A 6,807-nucleotide genomic window follows, 5' to 3' on the forward strand; every position below is an offset into this window, starting at 1 on the left:
TGGCCGCGCCCATCGCCGCGCCGCCGATGGAGCCGCCGGCCCTGCCGCCTATCTTCCAGTACTCCTTGTTCTTTTCGGTCTGGCTGCGATTGGACTTGCTGACGTTCCAGGCCTCCTGGCCAGCCTCCATCACCGTGATCACCGAACCGGCGATGCCGGCCTTGAGCAGGCCGCCGGTGCGCTTGAACACTTCCTTGCCGATGCCGAGACCGGTCTTGGCCACGCCGACGCCGGTTTTCAACAGCGGCGCCGCGCGCTGGGCCACCGTCCTGGCCAGCTTGGCCGCGCTGCCGATGCCGCCACGCGCCAATCCGGGCAGACGCTTCAGCCCGCCGCCGACGCGGCTGGCCGCGGAGCCCGCCGCCTTGGCCGCGCTCTGCGCGCCGGCCTTGGCCTTGCCCGGCAGGCTTTTGAGCCAGTCTCCCGTCTTCTGCAAGCCCCCGCGCAGCATGCCCGGCACTTGCTTCAGCGCAGCGCCCAGGCCTTTCAGGCCGGCCTTGGCCACGGCCGCGCCGCGTCGGAACACCTCGCCGATGCCGCCGGGCAGGCCGCGGCCCTTGGGCAAGCGCCGCGGACGCGGGCCCGACTTCGGACGCGGTTTTGGCTCCGGTTTCGGACGCGGCTTGGGCCGGGGCTTGGGACGCCGCTCCTTGCGGCCGCGCTCGCGCCTGTCGTTCTTTTTCTCCTTGTCGCGCTTGTCTTCCTTCTTGCGCTCGTCCCGCTCCGGGTCCATGCCGTCGCCGGGCTTGTCGATGTCGCGCGTGGCCGGCTGGCAGCAACAGCAGCAGTTCTCGGGCTTGGCCGCCATGCAGTCGCCCGGCTTGTCGGCCTGGCTCTGGCTGGCGCCGGGCTTGTCCGCTTCGCTCTGGGCGGCGCCCGGCTTGTCTTCCTTGAACCATTCGCCGCCGGCGGCCCACAGCTTGCTCAGCAAGCCGCCCTTGGTGTCCTGATAGCGGCGCAGCGATTTGCCCACCTTGTCGCTGATCTCGCCGGCCTTGGTCGCGCCGTCCTCCAAGGCCTTCACCGAGCCGAGCAGGCTTTCCACGCTGGGCAGCTTGCCGCGCAACAGCGGATTGAGCTTGCCGTGCACATAGCGCAGCGCCTTGTTGCCCAGGCCTTGCGACAAGGTCTTGTGCACGGTGCCGGCCGCCTTGGCCACATCGCGGCTGATGCCGCCCACCTTGTCGTTGAATTCGATCAAGGGCGTGGCGTCCGGCGCCGGCAGGCCTTGCAATAGGCGGATGGCGGAACGGATCTTGCCGCCGCCGGCCTTGCCCTTGGCCGCCGTACCGCCCGGCTTGCCCGACGCGGCCGCCTTGGCGCCGTCTTCTTTCAACAGCGCCTCGCTGGCGGCGGCGATCTTGGCCAGCACATTGCCCGGGGTGTCGGCGTAACGGCGCAGCGCCTGACCCACCCTGGCGGCGCCCTTGGCGACGGCGGCGCCGCCGTCGCGGGTGCTTTCCAGCGCGCCCAGCATGGTGTCCACGCTGGGCAGCTTGCCGCCCAGCAAAGGATTGAGCTTGCCGTGCACATAACGCAGCGCCTTATTACCCAGGCCTTTGGACAGGACTTCGTGGGTTTTGCCGGCGGCGTCGGACAACCAGCGCGAGGACAGCTGAACGGCGTCGGCCACGCCTATCCATCGCTGGATGCCGGGCGTGCGCAGACGCTTGAGGGTGGATTCGAGATCGGGCGGCGCGTCCTTGGACTTGCCGTCGTCGTCGCCGCGCGGGGTCGGCCGCTTGGGCGCGGTCGGCGGGCGCGGATTGCAGGTGGCGTCTTTTTGCCGCTCCTGGCTTTCCTTCACCCGCTGTTCCACTTCGATCACCGCCTTGACCTTGACCGAGGCCTGCAGCTCGACGCGGCACTTGGCCACCAGTTCGCTGACCTGGGACACGCCGGGCAGGGCGAGCTTGACGCCCCGGCCGCGCTTGACGCTGTCCAGCCAGGCGTCGTGCCGCTGGCGCAGGCGGTCCAGCGTCAGTTCCAGCTTGCGGTGGTCGCGCTCCAGCTGCGGCAGATCCAGCGCGGCGAAGGCCTTGCGGGAACGCTCCACGCTGTCGCTCAGCTCGCGCTGGCGATCGCGCAGCCGCAAGCTGGTCTTGCCCAGTTCGTCCAAGGAGGCGCGGGCGGAGCGGAAGGCGTTGTCGAAGACCCCGGACAGCGTCGCTCCCACCTTAAGACCGATGAAAAACTCGCTTACCATGGTGTTAGCCTGTGAGTGTGAGGGGAAGGGCCGCCAGGCCAGCGCCGGCGGCTCCGGATGGGGCCGGCGGCCGTCCGGACGGACGAGCCGGCCCCGGGCCGCGCGAACGCACGGCGCAGGAAACCATCAGTCTCGATCCAGCCACTGCTGGTCGCGCTCGTGACGGCGCTGGATCTCTCGCTCCGCCACCTCGCACCAGAACCAGTAGTCGTCCATCGCCAACGCGTCGATTTCCGACGGCGGCAGGCCGAGCACGGTCAGCAGCGCTTCGTCGAACTCCTTAAGCGTCGTCGGAGACGCCCACCATGTCGCGAAAGCAGTCCGCCAGCGCGCGGCTGTCGGCGATGTCGAGCTGGTCGATGTCTTCCAGGGTCAGGCCGGTCATGCGCGCGAACAGGAAGTCCTCCTGGTCCGCGTCATCCTGGCTGTGATGGCTGGCGGCCTTGAGATCGGCGCGCTTCAGGCGGCTGATTTCCAGGCTGTCCAGGCGTTCGCCGGCGGCGTTGGTGAACGGGTATTTGAGTTTGATCTTCATGTGAGCTCCTTGGTCGCAGGCTGCGTGGTTGATGAGCTTCATTGTCCGGTTTGCGGCCCGGCGGGTCTGTTAAAGCCCTTTAGGGAAAGGCTTGAAAGCCCCGGCCGGCTTGCAAAGCAGTGGACCGCCGCGGCTCAGGCGGACCCGGCTAAGCCGGGCCCGGCCTGTTGCGCGCGGAAACCTGCCGGCAAGCCGGCCGGCGGCCGGCCCTGGATCAACCGCCGATGTTGCGGCGGTACAGCTCCAGCATGTCGTTGCCGCCCACCCGGAAAATATTGGCCAGGTAGTCCAGCTCCAGCACGTCCTCGCCGTCCACTACCTGCTTGATATAGGTGGCGGAGAAAGAGGAGCTGAAATCGGCGTTTTCATGCTGTTTGTAGGTGCCCAGCGGGTTCTTCTTGAACATCACGGTCAGGAAGGTCACCAGGCTGACCTGCTGCAGGCGGCCCTGCGCGCCGTAGGTCTCGATGCTGGAACGGGCTTGCAGTTGCACCGCCTGGAACGGATTGGCGATGATCTTGGCCACGTCCTTGTACAACGAGTTCCATTTGATCTCGCCCTCCAGCTTGTCGAAGCCGGCCGGCAGCTCGATCTTGCCCACCATGCCCAGCGCCTTGTGCTCCTGCATGATGGCGGACACGTCCGGCAGCTTGATCTCCTCGGCCCGGCCCAACAGCGAGTTGCCGTTGATGTAGATGTTGGCGTTGGTGATGCGGTTGATTTCAATCTTGCCTGCCATGATCAATTGCCTCCCTTCAGGCTCAACAGGTATTCCGAGGTGATCTCGGTCTCAAAGGTCAGACGTTCCAGCGGCGGCGGCACCGTGTACTTGTAGCTGATCAGCAGGTGGCCGGCGGCCAGCTCGGTTTCCGGGTTGCGCGCCGCGTCGAACCAGGCTTTGAAGCCCAGCAGCGCGCCATCGCCGATCAGCTTGCGGCCATAGCCGTTCACCGACTCAACCAGCGCGTCGATGGTGGCCTGGTTCAGCGGCATGTCGATGAACTGCTGGCTGAAATAGCGGATCGATTCATTGATCACGTCGCCGGTGCGGCGCACGTTCTCGAAGTTGCGCATATGGCTGACGGTGGGCCAGGCCGCGGTGCGGTTGCCCCACAGGCGGAAGCCGGAGCCGAAGCTGGAGAACACCGTGGTGATGCCCTGCTCGTTCAGCAGGTTCACCTCGGACTGCGGATCGTCGATCATCGCGGTCAGCTGACGCTCCACGCCGATCACGCCGGCCAGCTCCTGATTGGAGCTGGACCACCAGAAGCCCTTGTCGTTGTCCACCTTGGCGCGCAGGCCGGCGGCGCGGGCCGACAGCGGCTCCAGACGGGTGTCGTTGGTCGCCGGGTCGTACACCTTGATGTGCGGGTAGCACAGGCGCACGCGGTCGCTGGAGGTGTTGAAGTTGATGCCGCCGGCCGGGCCGCGTCCGGCTTGCGCCTGGGCGAAGCTGGTGCCGATGGGCGCGTCGACGTAGGCGATGGCGTCCAGTTTGTCGGCCATGGCCGCCATCGCGCTGGCCACCGAGTTCTGGGTGCAGAAGCCCGGCGCGATCAACAGCTTGGCGAAGAAGCCGAAGCGGTTGTAAGTGTCCTGCAGCGCTTTCAGACCGGTGCGGTTGCCGGCGGCGTTGACCGCGCCGATGATGTCGGCGGCGGTGACCTTGTTCGGATCGGCGTAATCGTAGCTGACCTTCAACACCGCGCCGGCGGCGATGACGCCGTCCTTCAAACGGGTGATCTTGCCGTTGACCGCGTCCAGCAGGTAGTCGGTGCCCGCCGTGTAAGCGGTGGCGCCGTCGGCGCTCTTCACCACCGCGTTCAGCAGCGCCGCCTTGGCGGTCTTGCCCTGGCCGGTGGCCGCGTCCAGCGTCACCGCCTCGCCGGCCACCGCGCTTTTATGCACGGCCGGGTCCAGCACGTTGATCACCACCACGGTGCCGGCGCCGTGATCGTAGATCGCGTTCAGCGCTTGCGGAATGGTGAAGCCGGCCAGTTGCGGGCCAAAGGCCGCCGCGTCTTTTTCCGACAGGCACAACACCGGGGTATTGGCCGCTTCCGGCGCCAGCGGCGCGGTGCCGATCAGGCCGATCACCGCCGATTTGACGGTGCGAACCGGACGCGCGCCGCGTTCGACTTCAATGGTTTCCACGCCATGCAGATAATTGGCTGCCATGCTCAAGCTCCTTGTTCAGCGCTAGGGGACGTCGACGCCGCCGCTTGCGGCAACGGGCTCAGGTGCTGCAGGGCCAACAGCATGCGGGTGTAATCGTGCTGTTCCGGCATCTCCACTTCCGCGCCGGGAAACAACATGATTTCCTGGCCGTCGGCCAGAGTGACGCCGCTGATCGGCCCGGAATACAAGTACTTCATGATTGCTCCTCCTTAGTGACTGCGGTTAACACAGGCTCATGCCCCGGGGCCGCCTCCGCCACCTGCAAGGTTTCGGCGGCCAGCGAAATGGCGTAACGGGCGATGCCGTCGCTGAAGCCCAAAAAGGTTTCGCTCGACAAGCAGGCGGGTCGGCAATCCGGCGCGGAGAATCCCAGGCAGGCGCGCCGCGCCGCGTCCAGCGCTTCCGTATCGTTGACTTGCGCGCCGGCGCGCCGCAGCAGCAGCGTCAGCTCCAGCTGCAGCGTGCGCAGCTGGCAGACTCCGGCCACATCTCGCGGCAAGGCGAATTGGCTGCCGCGGTAGCTCAACAAGAGCGCGCCTTGCGGATGTTCAAGCCGGTAATCGGCCGGCGCGGCGCAATGCTCGACGTTCAATGACGGCAAAGCGCTGCGCAAACGCGCCAACAGCGCGTCAACAATTTGGGAAGTGCTGGCCACGGCCGGGCTCCTGGACATCGAGGGAAGAAAGGCGAGATCACTCGCAATGGCGGTTGCCGACGGCGCCTGGCCATCGAACGAGGGCAAGGATGCGCCATCGCCCCCGTTGCGGTCTTTTAACCCTCTTTACAGAAAGCCGGACCGCGCCGGCGCTGACACCCGTCATCCGGGCCGCGCGCGCGCGGACGGCGATAATGTCCGTCATCGATACCGCCGCCAAAGGACACAGCCATGCAAGCACGCTTTCGCAGCAAAGGACCGGAACTGCTCGTCGACCTGGCCCAGCACGTGGCCATGACCTTGAAACAACTCGCCAACACCGAGCAGCAACAAGCGGAGCAACTGGGCCAGGAAATCGCCGAACGCATGGCCAAGCACTGGGGCGGACAGAACATCTACTTCCCCATCGGCCTGTCCTACAAATCCTCGCTGCGCGACCAACAGATCTACCGTGAATTCACCGGCGGCAACCACGCCGAACTGGCGCGCCGCTACGGCGTCTCGCTGCAATGGATCTACAAGATCGTCAAGACGGAACGGCAACGGGAACTGGAGCAACGCGCCGCTCAGGCCGGCTGAGCGCGCGGTCGGCCGCATTCATGCAAAAAGCCGCTCGCCGGAGGCCCGGGAGCGGCTTTTTCATCGCCATATTTTAAACAACATCAATTCAATACAGGCTATATTTTAAATATTTATAGCGATTTTCTATTAGACATAGCTTTAACATATTAATTTTTTGCTGGAATCAATCTGGATACCGCCTATACCTAGAAGGCCACACCACTACAACGACCGTCAGAGTCGTTGGGAACAAGCTCATTCGATCAAACGGGGTATCCATATGAAACATTCAGCGCCTCTTGCCGCCATGGCATTCCTATTGCTGTCGTCAGCCGCCTACGCCGCCGGTGGCGTCATCCTCTTCAGCGGCCGCATCGTCGAGGCCCAATGTCCGCTGGCGCTGGACGCGCCCAGCCGCGCCAACGGCCCCAGCCAGCTGGTCGTCGGCAAATGCAAAGCGCCGGTTCACATCGAAGCCATCACCGCCAACGGCGAGTACCTGCCGGTGCGGGCCAACGCCGACGCCCAATCCAGCAGCCAGGCCGCCGCCAACGGCTATGATCTGGATCGCAGCACCGGCCGGCGCAGCTTCAGCATCGCCACGCCCAAGGGCAGCCAGCGCGGCCAATTGGTGGTCAGCTATTATTGAACGCCAGACGCAACAAAGCCTCC

9 protein-coding genes are annotated in these 6,807 nt (G+C 65.6%); 2 read left to right on the plus strand and 7 right to left on the minus strand.

Annotated features, from left to right (window positions below):
* The 7 genes from VK98_RS22445 to VK98_RS22470 all read right to left on the minus strand — a co-directional run.
* The coding region (locus VK98_RS22445) for a hypothetical protein (RefSeq protein WP_048416149.1) at positions 1 to 2,206 on the minus strand (2,206 nt) is incomplete at its 3' end.
* A gap of 126 nt (positions 2,207 to 2,332) precedes the next feature.
* Positions 2,333 to 2,461: a hypothetical protein gene (locus VK98_RS24400; RefSeq protein ID WP_255360667.1), complete on the minus strand. Its 129-nt coding sequence runs from the start codon at positions 2,459 to 2,461 to the stop codon at positions 2,333 to 2,335.
* 25 nt (positions 2,462 to 2,486) lie between these two features.
* Positions 2,487 to 2,741: a phage tail assembly protein gene (locus VK98_RS22450; protein WP_019101636.1), complete on the minus strand. Its 255-nt coding sequence runs from the start codon at positions 2,739 to 2,741 to the stop codon at positions 2,487 to 2,489.
* A 214-nt stretch (positions 2,742 to 2,955) separates the two neighbouring features.
* A complete protein-coding gene (locus VK98_RS22455; RefSeq protein WP_043592621.1) occupies positions 2,956 to 3,480 on the minus strand; it encodes a phage major tail tube protein in 525 nt (174 codons plus the stop codon).
* Positions 3,481 to 3,482: 2 nt separating this feature from the next.
* Positions 3,483 to 4,919, minus strand: coding sequence for a phage tail sheath subtilisin-like domain-containing protein (locus VK98_RS22460; protein WP_048416150.1), 1,437 nt, complete (start codon positions 4,917 to 4,919; stop codon positions 3,483 to 3,485).
* Positions 4,920 to 4,921: 2 nt separating this feature from the next.
* Positions 4,922 to 5,116, minus strand: coding sequence for a hypothetical protein (locus VK98_RS22465; protein WP_048416151.1), 195 nt, complete (start codon positions 5,114 to 5,116; stop codon positions 4,922 to 4,924).
* Positions 5,113 to 5,574 (minus strand): Gp37 family protein, encoded by a 462-nt coding sequence (locus VK98_RS22470; RefSeq protein WP_053077555.1) that lies wholly within the window; start codon positions 5,572 to 5,574, stop codon positions 5,113 to 5,115. Before VK98_RS22470 ends, VK98_RS22465 begins: the two co-directional genes overlap by 4 nt.
* 231 nt (positions 5,575 to 5,805) lie before the next feature.
* Here VK98_RS22470 and VK98_RS22475 point away from each other — a divergent pair, with 231 nt between their 5' ends.
* A complete protein-coding gene (locus VK98_RS22475) occupies positions 5,806 to 6,153 on the plus strand; it encodes a Mor transcription activator family protein (protein WP_048416153.1) in 348 nt (115 codons plus the stop codon).
* 289 nt (positions 6,154 to 6,442) lie between these two features.
* A complete protein-coding gene (locus VK98_RS22480) occupies positions 6,443 to 6,784 on the plus strand; it encodes a hypothetical protein (protein ID WP_156188030.1) in 342 nt (113 codons plus the stop codon).
* The last annotated feature ends 23 nt before the right edge of the window (positions 6,785 to 6,807 follow it).

Origin of the sequence: Chromobacterium sp. LK11 (assembly GCF_001043705.1) — a bacterium.
Classification (GTDB): domain Bacteria; phylum Pseudomonadota; class Gammaproteobacteria; order Burkholderiales; family Chromobacteriaceae; genus Chromobacterium; species Chromobacterium alkanivorans.

Bases quoted from the DNA above. Each gene is read 5' to 3' on its own strand.
- VK98_RS22450 (WP_019101636.1), bottom strand. From the start codon at position 2,741: ATGAAGATCAAACTCAAATACCCGTTCACCAACGCCGCCGGCGAACGC.
- VK98_RS22455 (WP_043592621.1), bottom strand. From the start codon at position 3,480: ATGGCAGGCAAGATTGAAATCAACCGCATCACCAACGCCAACATCTAC.
- VK98_RS22460 (WP_048416150.1), bottom strand. From the start codon at position 4,919: ATGGCAGCCAATTATCTGCATGGCGTGGAAACCATTGAAGTCGAACGC.
- VK98_RS22465 (WP_048416151.1), bottom strand. From the start codon at position 5,116: ATGAAGTACTTGTATTCCGGGCCGATCAGCGGCGTCACTCTGGCCGAC.
- VK98_RS22475 (WP_048416153.1), top strand. From the start codon at position 5,806: ATGCAAGCACGCTTTCGCAGCAAAGGACCGGAACTGCTCGTCGACCTG.
- VK98_RS22480 (WP_156188030.1), top strand. From the start codon at position 6,443: ATGGCATTCCTATTGCTGTCGTCAGCCGCCTACGCCGCCGGTGGCGTC.